This window comes from Caballeronia sp. (genome assembly GCF_028292365.1).
Taxonomy (GTDB): Bacteria; Pseudomonadota; Gammaproteobacteria; order Burkholderiales; family Burkholderiaceae; genus Caballeronia.
On record NZ_JAQGMM010000119.1, the window covers coordinates 1 to 14,211 of the forward strand.

Annotated in this window: 17 protein-coding genes; 14 read left to right on the forward strand and 3 right to left on the reverse strand. The window is 60.8% G+C overall.

What is annotated here, in order from left to right; all coding sequences use genetic code 11:
• The 4 genes from JWR14_RS07320 to JWR14_RS07335 form a co-directional block, all read left to right on the forward strand.
• The coding region (locus JWR14_RS07320) for a ChuX/HutX family heme-like substrate-binding protein (RefSeq protein ID WP_299703770.1) at nt 1–363 on the forward strand (363 nt) is incomplete at its 5' end.
• Nucleotides 360–1,262: an ABC transporter substrate-binding protein gene (locus JWR14_RS07325; RefSeq protein ID WP_299703772.1), complete on the forward strand. Its 903-nt coding sequence runs from the start codon at nt 360–362 to the stop codon at nt 1,260–1,262. The genes JWR14_RS07320 and JWR14_RS07325, both read left to right, overlap by 4 nt.
• On the forward strand, nt 1,262–2,356 hold the full coding sequence (locus tag JWR14_RS07330; RefSeq protein ID WP_299703774.1) for an iron ABC transporter permease: 1,095 nt from the start codon (nt 1,262–1,264) through the stop codon (nt 2,354–2,356). The genes JWR14_RS07325 and JWR14_RS07330 overlap by 1 nt, the downstream gene beginning before the upstream one ends.
• A gap of 29 nt (nt 2,357–2,385) precedes the next feature.
• Nucleotides 2,386–3,225, forward strand: a complete 840-nt coding sequence (locus JWR14_RS07335; protein WP_299703776.1) for a heme ABC transporter ATP-binding protein — start codon at nt 2,386–2,388, stop codon at nt 3,223–3,225.
• Between the two features lie 40 nt (nt 3,226–3,265).
• Here JWR14_RS07335 and JWR14_RS07340 read toward each other — a convergent pair whose 3' ends face one another.
• The gene (locus JWR14_RS07340; RefSeq protein ID WP_299703778.1) at nt 3,266–3,964 is read right to left on the reverse strand and encodes a TetR/AcrR family transcriptional regulator; all 699 of its coding nucleotides are present in this window, start codon (nt 3,962–3,964) and stop codon (nt 3,266–3,268) included.
• Nucleotides 3,965–4,037: 73 nt separating this feature from the next.
• Between JWR14_RS07340 and JWR14_RS07345 the strand changes: the two genes are divergently transcribed.
• On the forward strand, nt 4,038–5,543 hold the full coding sequence (locus JWR14_RS07345) for an MDR family MFS transporter (RefSeq protein WP_299703780.1): 1,506 nt from the start codon (nt 4,038–4,040) through the stop codon (nt 5,541–5,543).
• A gap of 50 nt (nt 5,544–5,593) precedes the next feature.
• Here JWR14_RS07345 and JWR14_RS07350 read toward each other — a convergent pair whose 3' ends face one another.
• Together JWR14_RS07350 and JWR14_RS07355 are read right to left on the reverse strand one after the other, a co-directional pair.
• Nucleotides 5,594–5,806, reverse strand: coding sequence for a hypothetical protein (locus JWR14_RS07350; RefSeq protein ID WP_299703782.1), 213 nt, complete (start codon nt 5,804–5,806; stop codon nt 5,594–5,596).
• Nucleotides 5,807–5,862: 56 nt separating this feature from the next.
• Nucleotides 5,863–6,483: a LysE family translocator gene (locus tag JWR14_RS07355; protein WP_299703784.1), complete on the reverse strand. Its 621-nt coding sequence runs from the start codon at nt 6,481–6,483 to the stop codon at nt 5,863–5,865.
• A gap of 412 nt (nt 6,484–6,895) precedes the next feature.
• Here JWR14_RS07355 and JWR14_RS07360 point away from each other — a divergent pair, with 412 nt between their 5' ends.
• The 9 genes from JWR14_RS07360 to JWR14_RS07400 all read left to right on the forward strand — a co-directional run bounded on the left by JWR14_RS07360 (nt 6,896) and on the right by JWR14_RS07400 (nt 14,127).
• Nucleotides 6,896–7,900 carry a GTP-binding protein gene (locus tag JWR14_RS07360; protein ID WP_299703786.1) on the forward strand — a complete coding sequence of 335 codons (1,005 nt, stop codon included), beginning with the start codon at nt 6,896–6,898 and terminating at the stop codon, nt 7,898–7,900.
• A 24-nt stretch (nt 7,901–7,924) separates the two neighbouring features.
• Nucleotides 7,925–8,428 (forward strand): DUF1097 domain-containing protein, encoded by a 504-nt coding sequence (locus JWR14_RS07365; protein ID WP_299703788.1) that lies wholly within the window; start codon nt 7,925–7,927, stop codon nt 8,426–8,428.
• Between the two features lie 31 nt (nt 8,429–8,459).
• Complete coding sequence (gene nthB, locus JWR14_RS07370; RefSeq protein ID WP_299703791.1) at nt 8,460–9,203, forward strand: nitrile hydratase subunit beta; 744 nt, start codon at nt 8,460–8,462, stop codon at nt 9,201–9,203.
• Nucleotides 9,204–9,224: 21 nt separating this feature from the next.
• Nucleotides 9,225–9,866: a nitrile hydratase subunit alpha gene (gene nthA / locus JWR14_RS07375; protein ID WP_299703794.1), complete on the forward strand. Its 642-nt coding sequence runs from the start codon at nt 9,225–9,227 to the stop codon at nt 9,864–9,866.
• A gap of 2 nt (nt 9,867–9,868) precedes the next feature.
• On the forward strand, nt 9,869–10,213 hold the full coding sequence (locus JWR14_RS07380; RefSeq protein ID WP_299703797.1) for a nitrile hydratase accessory protein: 345 nt from the start codon (nt 9,869–9,871) through the stop codon (nt 10,211–10,213).
• A 36-nt stretch (nt 10,214–10,249) separates the two neighbouring features.
• A complete protein-coding gene (locus JWR14_RS07385; protein ID WP_299703800.1) occupies nt 10,250–10,459 on the forward strand; it encodes a CbtB domain-containing protein in 210 nt (69 codons plus the stop codon).
• A gap of 13 nt (nt 10,460–10,472) precedes the next feature.
• A complete protein-coding gene (locus tag JWR14_RS07390) occupies nt 10,473–11,222 on the forward strand; it encodes a CbtA family protein (protein WP_299703803.1) in 750 nt (249 codons plus the stop codon).
• 221 nt (nt 11,223–11,443) lie between these two features.
• Complete coding sequence (locus JWR14_RS07395) at nt 11,444–12,463, forward strand: GlxA family transcriptional regulator (protein ID WP_299703806.1); 1,020 nt, start codon at nt 11,444–11,446, stop codon at nt 12,461–12,463.
• Between the two features lie 566 nt (nt 12,464–13,029).
• Nucleotides 13,030–14,127, forward strand: a complete 1,098-nt coding sequence (locus tag JWR14_RS07400; protein WP_299703809.1) for a TIGR03118 family protein — start codon at nt 13,030–13,032, stop codon at nt 14,125–14,127.
• The last annotated feature ends 84 nt before the right edge of the window (nt 14,128–14,211 follow it).

Here is a 14,211-nt window from a genome sequence, read left to right on the forward strand (position 1 = left end):
GCGCTGCAAGGCCTGCTGGAAAGGGCCGCTGAGACCGAATTGCCGATCATGGTATTCGTGGGAAATCGCGGCATGATCCAGATCCATACGGGTCCGGTCAAAACGATCCGCGTGATGGGGCCGTGGCTCAACGTGCTCGATCCGGACTTCAATCTGCATCTGCGCGCTGATCTGATTGCCAGCGCCTGGGTTGTGCGCAAGCCGACAAGCGATGGCATTGTGACGTCGCTCGAACTGTTCGACGCCGACGGTGAAAACATCGCGATGCTGTTTGGTGCGCGCAAACCCGGCACGCCGGAACTCGAAGGCTGGCGCGAACTGATTGCGGGCATCGCGCCTTTGCAGGGCGAGGTTTTGGCATGAACCGCGAACGCTTCAACGGCCAGCGCCGAAAGCTTCTCATCGGCGGCGGTGTGATGCTGGTGGCGGGCGCGCTGCAGGGCCGTGCGCTGGCGCAATCGCAGCGGCGGGTGATCGTCGTTGGCGGTGCACTCGCGGAAGTCGTGTACGCGCTCGGCGCGCAAGCCGGCGCACACGGCACGCTGGTCGCAACTGACACCACCTGCACCTATCCCGCCGCTGCGCGCGAGTTGCCGAAGGTGGGTTATCAGCGTGCGCTCTCGGCTGAAGGATTGTTGTCGCTGCGGCCAGACCTGATCCTCGCGTCCGCCGAAGCCGGACCGCCGGGCGTGTTGAGCCAGGTGCAAAAAGCAGGCGTAGAAGTGGTGTCGTTCCCTGAGCGCCATGACGTGGACACGGTGCGCGGCAAGATCACGGGCATTGCAGGCGCACTCGATGCAACCACCGCCGGCCATGCGCTTCAGGCACGATTCGATCGCGATTGGCAGAGCGCCCGTCAAGCGGTGGAGGCATCGGCGCTAGGTCGAAACGGGTCGCCGCCGCGCGTCCTGTTCGTGCTGAATCACACGGGCAATCAGGCGCTGGCCGCGGGCCAGAACACTGCCGCTGACGCCATGCTCGCTTACGCCGGCGCACGTAATGCGATGCAGGGATTCAACGGTTATCGACCATTGTCAGCGGAGGCGTTGGTCAACGCTGCGCCGGACATCGTGCTGATTACCGATGAAGGTTTGAGTGCGGTCGGAGGCCCGGCGGCGCTGCTCGCGAGCCCGGGTTTTGGCGCCACGCCCGCCGGCCGTGCGAAGCGCGTGGTCTCACTCGACGCGCTATTCCTGCTCGGGTTCGGACCGCGTCTGCCGGCCGCCGTCACGGCTCTCAATCAACGTTTGGGGCAAGTCTGATGAGCACCCAGGCCGCGGCATCGGTCGCGCCCATGCCGCTGGTCGATCGCAGACGCCGCGTGGCAACGTTGACGCTGGCGGGGCTGGCAGCAGCCCTCTTCCTGGCGACGCTGGCCGCGATCTGCGTGGGGGCTTATCGGATGACACCGGCACTTGTCTGGTCTGCCCTGACCGCAAGCGGCGACGCCGTCACATCCGATCCTGCTCTCCAGCAAGCTCACGCTGTACTCCTTGGCATACGATTGCCCCGCGTGTTGCTGGCACTGCTCGTGGGCGCGGGGTTCGGCGCGGCGGGCAGCGCGTTGCAGGCGCTATTTCGCAACCCGCTCGCCGATCCGGGCCTGATCGGCATCTCGAGCGGTGCGGCGCTCGGCGCCTCGACGCTGATCGTGCTCGGGCCGCTCCTCGGTGCGTCCGTCGCTATGGTAAGCCTCTACTTCTTGCCGATCGCCGCGTTCGCCGGCGCGCTGACGGTATCCGCGCTGGTCTATCGGCTCGCGGCGGCACGCGGGCGGCTCGCGTTGCCGCTTCTACTGCTGGCAGGCATCGCGATCAATGCGCTCGTGGGCGCGGCGATCGGCCTGCTCACCTACATAGCCGACGACGCGCAATTGCGTTCGCTCACCTTCTGGAGCCTCGGCAGCCTTGGCGGTGCGCAATGGCCCGTGCTCGGTGCAGTGCTGCCATTCGTGTTGCTGGGTGTCGTGCTGATCGCGCGCCATTCGCACGCACTGAATGCGCTGCAACTGGGTGAGACCGAGGCGCAGCATCTTGGCGTATCCACGCAAGCGGTCAAACGAACGGTGCTGGTCGCGTCGGCGTTGAGCGTGGGCGCGTTGGTTTCGTGCACGGGCGTGATCGGCTTTATCGGGCTGGTTGCACCGCATTGCGTGCGGCTCGCGTGCGGCCCGGATCAGCGCGTGGTGATGCCCGGCGCGATGCTGCTGGGAGCGCTCCTGACCGTGCTCGCCGATCTGGCCGCGCGGACCGTGGCCTCGCCGGCCGAAGTACCGCTTGGCATCCTGACCGCGTTGCTCGGCGCGCCATTCTTCCTGATGCTGTTGTGGCGCAGTCGCAGCCAGCTCGGCCTGTAGCGACTGATATCAATGTGGAGTACCAACCGATGCTGATGACGAGCAACCTCTGCGTGGCACATGGCGCGACGCCGATCCTGCGCGACCTGTCGTTGACCATCAAACCGGGGACGCTGACCGCGCTGCTGGGACGCAATGGTGTGGGCAAAAGCACGCTGCTCAAAGCGCTAGCTGGCGATTTCCAGACCGGCGGACCGTCGCGCGCCGCGCGCCATTCCGGCACCATCACGCTCAACGACGAGCCACTCCATACCATCCCGCCACGACGACTCGCGCTGCTGCGCGCCGTGCTTCCGCAAGCATCGCAACCGGCGTTTCCATTCAGCGTCGAAGAAATCGTGCTGCTCGGGCGATATCCGCATCTGCGTGGCGGCGTGCCGTCGCGCCATGACCAGGGCATTGTCGCCGATGCCTTGACGCTAGCCGGGGCCAATGGCCTCGCGGGCCGCGAGATCACAACACTGTCCGGTGGGGAGCTTGCACGTGTGCAGTTCGCGCGGGTGCTGGCGCAGCTATGGCCCGACCCGACCAACGCTACCAACGCGAGTGATCCGGCCCACGCAACACCGCGTTACCTTTTACTCGATGAACCCACCGCCGCACTCGATCTTGCGCATCAGCACCGGCTGCTGACGACGGTGCGCGACTTGACGCGGGACTGGCATATCGGCGCACTGGCTATCGTGCACGATCCGAATCTCGCCGCCCGCCACGCCGACACCATCGCGCTGCTCGCAGATGGCACGATCATCGCGCAAGGCGCACCGCGTGAAGTGATGCGGCCCGATTTGATCGAACGGTGTTATGGGTTCGCTGTCCGGATGCTCGATGCCGGCCAGGACCATGCCCCTGTCGCGGTACCCGCATAAGCGCGACGTCCTGAGGTCCCAAGCCCCGCTGCCGTGGCGCTCAAACCGGCCCGACGCCGTGCATCAGCAGCGCCACCGCGTGCTTGGCGATCTGGTCGCGCCTGGGCGCACAGCCGCCGCTCTCCTCAGCCCACGTATAAGTCACCGCCAGCGGCAACACCGTTAGTCCGAATACCGACACAAACAGCAGCGAAGGTTCCAGGTGCGGGTTGAGCTTGCCCTCTTTCTGCCACTGCGCGATGCGTGCAATCGATGCCTTCTTATTGGCATCGCCGAAACGCTCTGCAATGCGCTGACGCAGCAATCCGCCTTCGCTGATCACCTCGCGAACCCACAGCGTCGCGAACCACGGATACCGCTCGCACACAGCAATGAGCCCTTCGGCGAACCCACGCAACGCTTCCGCCGGTTCCGCGTCCGAGTCGGCGAACGCGCGCCCGAGTTCGGCGCGCAAAGGCACGAATCGCTCATCGATCAACACATCCAGCAGTTGATCGCGCGTCTTGAAGTAGTAATGGACCATGGCCGGCGTCACGCCCGCCTCGCGCGCTATCGCCCCGAGCGTGGTCTCCATGATTCCCTGACGGGCGAATAAAACCAGCGCCACATCCAGCAACAGCGTCCGCGGCTCGCCGTGCTGCGCGCCACTAGGCCTCCCAGGCCGACGGCCGGCCTTCGGCGGTTCAGCGTGGGCGGACGAAACGGACTGCCCGGAAGGATCGGTTACATCTTTAGTCATAGTGGCAATTGACCCCGCGAATGGCGTCGCCTAATATTAACTCCAACATTAATTTATCTCATCGGGCAGCCGAATGGAATCCCTGCAACCCTCTGTCGCACTTCCTGCCATTGCAGAGCGGCCGCCAATCCGGCTTCTTTTCACGGCGCTGCTGCTCGTCATGCTGCTCGGCGCGCTCGACCAGACCATCGTTTCCACCGCGTTGCCCACCATTGTGGGCGAGCTGGGCGGGCTCGAAAGCCTGTCTTGGGTCGTGACGTCATACCTGCTGACGTCGACTATCGTGGTGCCGCTGTACGGCAAATTCGGCGATCTGTTCGGTCGCAAAGTCGTCATTCAGGCGTCAATCCTCATTTTTCTGGCCGGCTCGATCCTGTGCGGCGTCGCACAGGACATGACTCAGTTGATCGTATTGCGCGCGTTGCAGGGGCTCGGCGGTGGCGGTTTGATGGTCGTGACCATGGCCGCCATTGCCGACGTCATTCCGCCCGCCGAACGCGGCCGCTACCAGGGCTTGTTCGGCGGCGTATTCGGACTCGCGACGGTCGTCGGACCGCTGCTGGGCGGGTTTATCGTCGAGCATTTGTCGTGGCGCTGGATCTTCTATATCAACGTGCCGCTGGGCGTGCTTGCGCTGATCGTGATCGGACTCGTGTTCAAACCGCACGTGGCGCACGTGAAGCATAAAATCGATTACATGGGCGCCGCGTTTTTAGCCGTATCGCTCACTTGTATCATTCTTTTTACCAGTCAGGGCGGCACGTTGCTGCCGTGGAGTTCCCCGCAGCTTTGGTTCACGCTCGCGCTCGGATTCATTACGCTGGGCGGTTTTATCTACGAAGAACGTCTCGCCGATGAACCGATCATGCCGCTTGAGCTTTTCAGGGAACGCACGTTCGTGCTGAGTGGCCTGATCGGTTTCATCATTGGATTTTCGCTGTTCGGCGCGATCACTTTCCTGCCGCTGTATCTGCAAGTGGCGAAGGGTTCAACCCCTTCGCAAGCCGGCCTGCAAGTTTTGCCGATGATGGCCGGCATACTGTCCACCTCCATCATCAGCGGTCGCCTGATTAGCCGAATCGGGAAATATCGCTGGTTCCCGATCTGCGGGACCGCGATCGTGGCCTGCGGCATGTTCCTGCTGTCCACACTGCAACTGGATACCCCGCTTCACACCATGTATCTGTTCATGCTGTTGCTGGGGCTTGGACTCGGCATGGTGATGCAGGTGCTGGTGCTCGCCGTGCAGAATGCGGTGCCGTTCAGGAACGTGGGCGTGGCGACGTCTGGCGCCACGCTGTTCCGGTCGATCGGTGGTTCGGTGGGGGTTGCAACGTTCGGCGCAATCTTTACGAACGGTCTGCATTCACGTCTGGCAAACGCCATGCCGCCAGGGACGGAGTTGCCGCAATCGATGGGGCCAACCATGGTCCAGCATCTCCCCGCCGCTTTGCGCGAGACGTATCTCAACGCATTCTCGGGATCAATGCACGTGGTGTTTTTCGTGGCCGGTGCGGTCGTACTGCTCGCGTTCGCGTTGTCCTGGTACATGCAGGACAAGCCGCTTCGCGGCAAATGAGGTCGAGGGACGAGATGCGTCAGTAGCGCTTTAGTTTAAGCTGACGCACTTTAATAACCCTGGAACATCCGCTCAATGAAGCTTACAAAAATAGTGATCGCCTCGACCCTCAGCGCTTTTGCTTTTATCTCGACCGCCGCACTGGCGGAGACTTTTAATTTCGGCGAGGGACAGTCGTCCATGTCCGGAACCGGTGGCGCTTCGCGCCACGCGCCGCCGCCCAAACATAAGAAACCCAAGAAAACGCAACGTGCCGCCGACAAGGGTGCGTACTCGCATCCCTAAGCGCCCATCGCCTCCCGTCTTCGTCAAGCGCGTTTCAGCGGGTCAATAACTGGCGAACGCCCAGCGCCACGATCAACCCGCCGCAGACGCGGTCGATCCATGCCCGATACCCGCGGTAGCCCGACGCAATCCCCGCGTGCGACAGCACGAGCGCGACGAAGCCGTACCAAGTCGTGGCGACCAGAGCGACCATGGCAAGCATCGCTGCGAAGGTGACCGGCGACATATGCGCGGGCGTGGCGGAAGCGAAGATGGCGGCGAAAAATGCCACCGACTTCGGGTTCGTGATGTTGGTCGCGAAGCCTTGCACAAATGCCTTGCGCAATCCGCCGGACACACTCGCCTCAGCCATGCCCGCCCCGCCGGCTCGCGCCTGGAGGATGAGCCGGAAGCCGAACCACATCAGGTACACCGCGCCGCCAATCTTGACGACCAACGCCATCCATGGGAATGCAGCGAACACAATCCCCACGCCGAGAATGGCGCAGGTCGCCCAGAACAAGCTGACCAGGACGATTCCCGCTACAACTGCCAGAGCCTCGGAGCGTGTCGATGAAGCCGCCTTGTGCGCAACCGCCACGAAGTTCGGCCCGGGAATAACCACACCTGCGATATAGACAGACAACACCGTCAAGACTGCGGATGAATCGACCACGCCGTCGCTCCCTTGTAGATCGACGCGCGGGAAAGCGGCGTCGGTGAATGCAATATCGGCATTATTACCGAGGTCTGTTTTTTGACGACGCTCACCCCTACGCGCTGAATGGTCGTCTCGTGCGAAGCGGCTTGAACCATTGCTGATCGCTTTTCTCTCAAATCCACCTCGCTAATCAGGGCACATCGCGCACCCAGCGTGGGCACGCTTGCCCGTCGATGCACCATTTCCTGTCCCGAACCTGGAGCAGGTCATAGCCGGATTTTGTCCGTTATCGACCGTTCAACCCAATACGGCCATCAGAGCGGGGCAATCGAGACATAGCGCGTTTCACTCAGGCCGTCTGGCGAAATCAGGCCTGGTACTCGCTCTTTACAAGGCCAAATCCCTCAAGCCCTTGTCGAGATCTGCCATGCACCAACCTCAACCCAATCCGCGGCGCAAGATTCCCGTCACCGTGATTTCAGGCTTTCTGGGCGCCGGCAAAACCACGCTGGTCAATCACCTGATACAGCACAGCACGACCGGGCGCATCGGCGTTGTCGTGAACGAGTTCGGCGAGGTCGGCATCGACGGCCAGTTGATCGTCGCCGAGGAAGAAGCGCTGATCGAAATCAACAACGGCTGCGTATGTTGCACCGTGCGCGCCGACCTGGTGGCGAGCGTGAAGGAATTGCTGATGCGCACCCAAGGCAACACGCACGCGAGACTTGATCGCCTGATCGTCGAGACATCCGGACTCGCCGATCCAGCGCCGGTCTTGCAAACCTTCCTTGCAGACCCGGATTTGCGCGAAGCGGTCGAACTCGAGGCGGTGGTCACCGTCGTCGATGCACATCATTTCGCTCAGCAACTCCAGGACGAGATCGTGCGCGAGCAGGTAGCGTTCGCTGACATCGTCGTCATCAACAAGGTGGATCTCATCGACGCTCACGCGCTGCATCTGCTCGAACAGCAGGTGCGTGCACTGAGCCCGACCGCGGCCATCACCGCTGCGAGCCATTCGCAAGTTCCACCCGATTCACTGCTTGGCGTACGGCGTTTTTCCCTGCCCGCGCTACTTGAAATCGAGCCCGACCTGCTCGATGAAACCGCTCACGACCATGAACACGATTCATCGATTCAATCGTGTTCGCTGGTTGAGAGCGGCGCCCTGGATCCAGATCGATTCAACCGCTGGATCAACCAACTGGTTCAGCAGTCCGGCGCGCAACTCATGCGGATGAAGGGCGTGCTGAACTTTCAGTCCGAGCCCCGGCAGTTCCATTTTCATAGCGTCCACATGCTGCTCGAAGGGCGTCCCGGACGCGTGTGGCGCGCCGATGAAACACGTGACAACAAGTTTGTATTCATCGGTCGCGACCTCGACATGCCGCGCCTGAGAGACGCCTTTCTCGATTGCCTGCATCAGCCCTGAATCCCCATCCTCAAGGAGCCCGCAATGAAAAAGTCCGAAGCCTTTACGGTCAGCATTGGTGTGTTAGCCGTAGTCGATACCTACATCACCGCCACCGTGTTTCCGATTCCCGTCTGGGTGACATTCATCGCATGGGCATCGTTCTTCGTGGTCGGCGGCGGCCCGGCCGGATTCGTGCAAAGCATCGCTTCAAATCTCACTGGCCTTGTCATTGCGTCGCTGTCGCTGCTGGCCATTGCGAGCTCGACGCAGACACCCGCCATCGCGGCGATTTGCGTGGGGGTCGGCAGCGCGGCCATGGTGCAGGCATCGAAGCTCAAGTTGCTGAGCGTGCTGCCCGCAGTCGTGTGGGGTTTTGCATCGACCGTAGGGACGACAGTCGCCACCGGCCGAGCCATTACCACGTCCGGCATTCATAACCCCGCCCTCGTTGCGGCGGCCGCGTTGATCACGGGCGCGCTATTTGGGATCGTGTCCGAAGCCCTCGGCGACGCCCTGACCCGCAAACCCGAGCCGCAGCTCAACTGAACCTCAACTCACTTCCGTCCGGGAACATCGAATGAAACTACAGCACAACTTAGGCGGGCTGGAAAATCTTGGTCCGGTCAACGTGGACACGCAAGTGTTCGTCGAGCCGTGGGAGAAACGCATCTTCGGCATCCATACGGTGATGATGGCCGAGAGCACGCATCTCTCCGATGCATTGCCTCGTTATCCCATAGCCGATCTGCCCACTACATTCAGGAATACCTGGACCTGGGCGTCGTTGCGTACGGGTGCCGAAGGCATGCAGCCGTTCGAGTATTTCAAGTTCCGCTATTACGAAAAATGGTTGATGGGCATCTCGCAGTTTTTTATCGATGAAGGATATGTGTCAGCTGACGAACTCGACGAAAAGACCCGTCATTACCGTGCTGATCCACAAGCGGCGCTTCCCGCCAAGCCTAATCCCGCAATTGCGGCGCAGATCAATGCGTACCTGGTCAACGGCGATTCCGGCTTCCACGCATTCGAACAAGCGCCACGCTTTTCGAAGGGCACGCACGTATGCGTGGCGGACCCCGATGCGGTCGACCACACGCGCTTGCCCGGATATCTGCGTAACAAACGCGGCACGGTGGACTTTGTTTACCCCGGTGCATTTACGTATTTCGTTTCGACAGGACCCGATGGCATCGGTCAGGCCATGCCGGTATATCGCGTGGCATTCAATGCCGCCGACATCTGGGGCGAGGAGAAGAGCGAGCCCAATACGACCATTTACGCCGATCTCTTCGATGCCTATCTGCTTGCAGCCAATTGATCCACGTCAGGAACCAAGACCATGAGCGACCTATTCAAATACGACGATGAGCGCGAGGCGGCCAGCGCCGCGAGAGTGCGCGCGCTGGAAGCGCTATTGATCGAGAAAGGGGTACTGGGCAGCGACTCGGTAGATACCGTGCTCGGCCATTTCGAAACCGTGGCGGGCCCGTTCAACGGCGCGCGCATTGTCGCGCGTGCGTGGGTCGATCCCGCGTTCAAGCAGCTTTTGATCGAAGACACGCCCAAAGCCATCGCGACAATGGACTTACCGCAAGGTATGGATGGTGCGGAGGGTGAACACATGGCCGCAGTTGCGAACGGCGACGGCGTGCATAACCTGATCATCTGTACGTTGTGCTCATGTTATCCGTGGCCAGTACTCGGCCTGCCGCCGTACTGGTACAAGGACCCCGTATTTCGCGCGCGCGGCGTGCGTGAACCGCGTGTGGTGCTGCGCGAATTCGGCGTGCCGGTTTCGGCCGACACCGAGGTCAAGGTGTGGGACAGCAGCGCACAGATTCGCTGGTTCGTCGTCCCGGAACGTCCCGCGGGAACGGAGGGCATGAGCGAAGAAGCACTGGCCGCGCTCGTCACGCCGGAGGCCATGATGGGCGTTGCGCTCGTGCCCCCACCTCCGTCGACATCACTCGCTGCGGGCTGATCATGTTCACTCGCTTCGAGGAATACGCTGCATCAAGCATGCTGGGGCAACCCGACTCACCGCCGCGCAGCCAAGGCAAGTTTCTCTTCGACAAATCGTGGGAACGCGATGTGTTCGGTCTTGCGTTGTCGTTGTCGAAGACCGGCTACTTCGAGTGGGAAGCGTTCCGGCAGAACCTGATTGAATCGATCGCCCAATGGGAGGACGGCTATTGCGCGGGTCAACCGCGCTGGGACTATTACGAACGTTTTTTTCTCGCACTCAAGAAAACCCTGGTTGAGGCGGGCGTGCTGTCGGCGGCGGAAATAGCCGCTATCGACGCTGTAGTCGTCACCGCTCGCGCTTAAGCCGAGCCGTATTTTTAGATGCTTTTGGAGATCCTTATGTCCGACGTTGTTCTGGATTCAACTGTCATGCCATTACCGCTTCCCGCTCGCGAGCTGATGCCGTGGGCGATTTTCGGCGGTCTGCTAATGCTGCTCGCAATCTATTTCGTGGGTGCGGAAGAAGGCGCCACGTCGCTGATTCCGGGCATGTACGTGCATGAATTTGTACACGATGGCCGGCACTTGCTCGGCTTCCCTTGTCATTGAACTGGAGCATTCCATGGTCGGTAAATTATTGGTGCGCGGCATGCTCGCAGGCATTGCCGCCGGGCTGCTCACGTTCAGTTTCGCAAAAATAGTCGGCGAGCCTCAGGTCGATCAGGCAATCTCGTTCGAGGAGAAAGCGGACGCGGCAAAAGGCGAAGCGCCCGAACCGGAACTTGTCAGCCGTCATACGCAGGCCGGCCTTGGCTTGCTCACGGGCGTTATGGCTTATAGCGCGGCTATCGGCGGCCTGTTCGCGCTGACCTTCTCTGCCTTGGTCGGCCGGGCCGGCACGCTTGGCGCCAATGCTTTATCGGCGTGGCTGGCCATCGCGGGATTCATTAGCCTCGTGATCGTGCCGAACCTGAAGTACCCAGCCAATCCACCTTCGGTTGGAGACCCGGCGACCATAGGTTATCGCACTGGCCTGTACTTCTTGATGATCGTGATCTCGCTAGCCGCCACGGTGTTTTCGCTAAAGGTTCGCCGGGCCGCCATTGCCCGCCTTGGATCATGGAACGCGTCCATTGCAGGCGCAGCGGTGTTTGTCGTGATCATTGCCGCCGTGCAGATCGGCATGCCGGCGATCAACGAAGTACCCGCTGCCTTTCCTGCCGTGCTGCTTTGGAAATTCCGCGTTGCCGCCATCGGCATGCAAGTGATCATGTGGACCACGCTGGGTTTGCTCTTTGGCAACCTCGCACAGCGCAGCCTGCATGCCAATTCCCGAAGCACGAATGTGCGTGCATTTCATCAGACAGTCTAAGCATCCTGTTAAAAACAGCACGGCGCATGCTGCATGCGCCGGCTCCATGCCGATCAATCAGCGTCACGTCCTGCTGGTCATCGAATTTTTGCCGCTTTAGACTATTTGCTCCTGGCGTCGGCTGAAGCCAGTTGACGCGCGTGGTTTCATCGTGTGAACGGTGCCGCAATGGCGCCAAGCTCCGCCTGCCCTGCCCCGAATTCATCGGATCGGACTCACATATGCGCAAGATCACCGTCGCCATGGTGTTGTTTCCAGGCTTCCAGTTGCTCGATATTGCCGGGCCGAAAGACGCGTTCGCCGAGGTCCGCATCCTGAGCCAGGGGCAGTGTGAATACGAAATGCTGACCGTCGGCACGACACGCGGATCCGTGCTCTCGTCCAGTGGTTTGACGGTCGTGCCGGACCGGACGATCTTCGACCCGTGTCCGGAATTCGATACGGTGATCATCCCGGGTGGTCTCGGCATTTTTGAAGTCCTGGAGGACTCCACGCTCAGCGAATGGCTGCTGAAGCAACGTCGCATCAGCCGTCGCATTGCCGCTATTTGCAACGGGGTATTCGCCTTCGGTTCGGCCGGCATGATTGATCACAAGACCGTGACGACGCACTGGATGGATGCGGCAAGACTCGCCGCCATGTTTCCAAAAGCGAAGGTCGAACCGAATCAGATCTATGTGAAAGACGGCGGTCTATATACGACCGCCGGCGTGACGGCGGGCATCGACCTCGCACTTGTCATGATTGAGGAAGACTTCGGCAAGAAGATGGCGCTGGATGTAGCCAAGTACCTGATCGTGTATGTGCGGCGCTCGGGTGGGCAATCGCAATTCAGCCCGCTCCTGGAAACCCAGGCTGCCGCCGATTCACAGATCCAGCCGGTTCAGCAGTACCTGCTCGACAATCTGCATCTGCCGCACACCATGGCGTCGCTTGCTGAGCGTCTGAACATGAGCGCGCGCAACCTGTCCCGTGTCTTCAGCAAGGAGTGCGGCGTCAGCCTGATCGCCTTTCTCAATGATGCACGCATTGATGCCGCCCGGCGATATCTGGAAAGCACTGACCACCCCGTTTCAAACATCGCGCGCCGATGTGGATTCGAAAGCGCCGACTCGCTCAGGCGAACCTTCAGCAAGCGTCTTCATATCAGCCCGATGGAATACCGGCAGCGTTTCCGTTCGAGCGATATGTCCAGCCCAGGAACCGCGCTTAAGCAGACAAAGGTCACTGAAAGAGTTTGAATGTCGGCAAGCATGTGATGGGCATGACTACGCTGTGCTCAGCTTTTGATCGCCTGTTTTTCCACCACCCACTCATTTCACGCTGGCATGATCTCCGGCCGATTAAAGACCTGACTGCGTAGGATAGCTACCGGACTAGCCGATTCTGAACACCGGCGCCTAAACGTTTGCAACCCCGGCTTTATTCCATTCGGACGCCAACTCTCCGCAATTCCCGCATTAAGAACCGCAAAAAATAGTTCGTGGGACTGGAATATCTGGAGGGTGTCGGCTGTTTTGCTGTTCGCGCCAGCTCAGGACCTGATGAACCGTTTTACCTGACTTCAAGTTTTAATCAGGAATGGAAATCAAAATTAGATAAAAACCCAATCCTTCTCTGCATGGAATAAATGTTTTGTTGCACACGTTCAGACTGGGACGATCGAACGCTGCAAGAAGACGGGCAACCCGCCGCGACAACCGGCACGTGCGCTCATCCAGCGATTGCATCTCGTCTGTTGGCCGGGCGTCACCCAAGGAGAATCGACCTCGGCGAACACCAATCGAACCGCAAGAGGAGAACACCCATGAAACTTCAGCAGAAGCTTACTTTGTCAGTGCTACTGGGCGTGGCAGTTGCAACGCTGGCCGCATGCGGCGGCAGTGATTCCAACTCGAACAATGCCCCGATTGTTGGTCCGTTCAGATCTACCGTGCTGGTCTCCGACGGCAGCACCGCGGCCCCCCACACCGACGCCAACCTGCAAAACGGCTGGGGCATCGCGTTCAATCCGACCGGCGTAGTGTGGGTTTCCGATAACACCACGAGCAAGTCGACGCTGTACGACGGCAACGGTGTCGTGCAGTCGCTGGTGGTGACAATTCCGCCGGCAGCGGGCGGCCAGACCGGCGGCCCGACAGGCATCGTGTTCAACACCAGCACTGATTTCCAGGTCACCGCAAACGGCAGCACCAGCAATGCGCTGTTTATCTGGGCGACGGAAGCCGGCACGATTGCAGGCTGGTCGCCGAAGGTGCTGCCAACCTCGGCGGTCAAGGCTTACGACGACGGCGCCGGCGGCGCGGTCTACAAGGGCCTCGCCATTGGCAAGAACGGGACCGCCAACCTGTTGTATGCGACCGACTTCCATAACGGCAAGGTCGATGTCTTCGACAAATCCTTCAACAAGGTGCAGCTCGATGGCCCGTTCCAGGACCCCACGCTACCCGCGGGTTTCGCGCCTTTCGGCATCAACGTGACGGGAAGCACCGTCTTCGTCACCTATGCCAAGGTCGGTCAGGACGGGCGCACGCAGGTGAATGGCGCAGGCAATGGCGTGATCGATACCTTCGATACCGACGGTCACTTCGTCAAGCGCATCGCCACGAACGGTTCCCTGAACTCGCCCTGGGGCATCGCCATGGCGCCGGCGAATTTCGGAGGTGCAAGCAATGACCTGCTGATCGGCAATTTCGGCGACGGCACCATCGATGCGTTCAACCCGGCGACCGGTGCCTTCATCGGCGCGCTGACTCAGACGGATGGCACGATGATTCAGCAAAAGGGCATCTGGGGCATCTCGTTCGGCAACAACGTTGATAATCAACCGCTGAATACCCTCTTCTTCGCCGCGGGCCCGAGCCCGACAACCGGGATTTACGGCCGGATCGACATAGCGCAATAGGCCTGATACGTGTTCCGCCTCGCCGCCTTGACCGCAATGGCGGCGAGCGCGGCGTGATCGACCGCGGCGACAACGACGGCGACC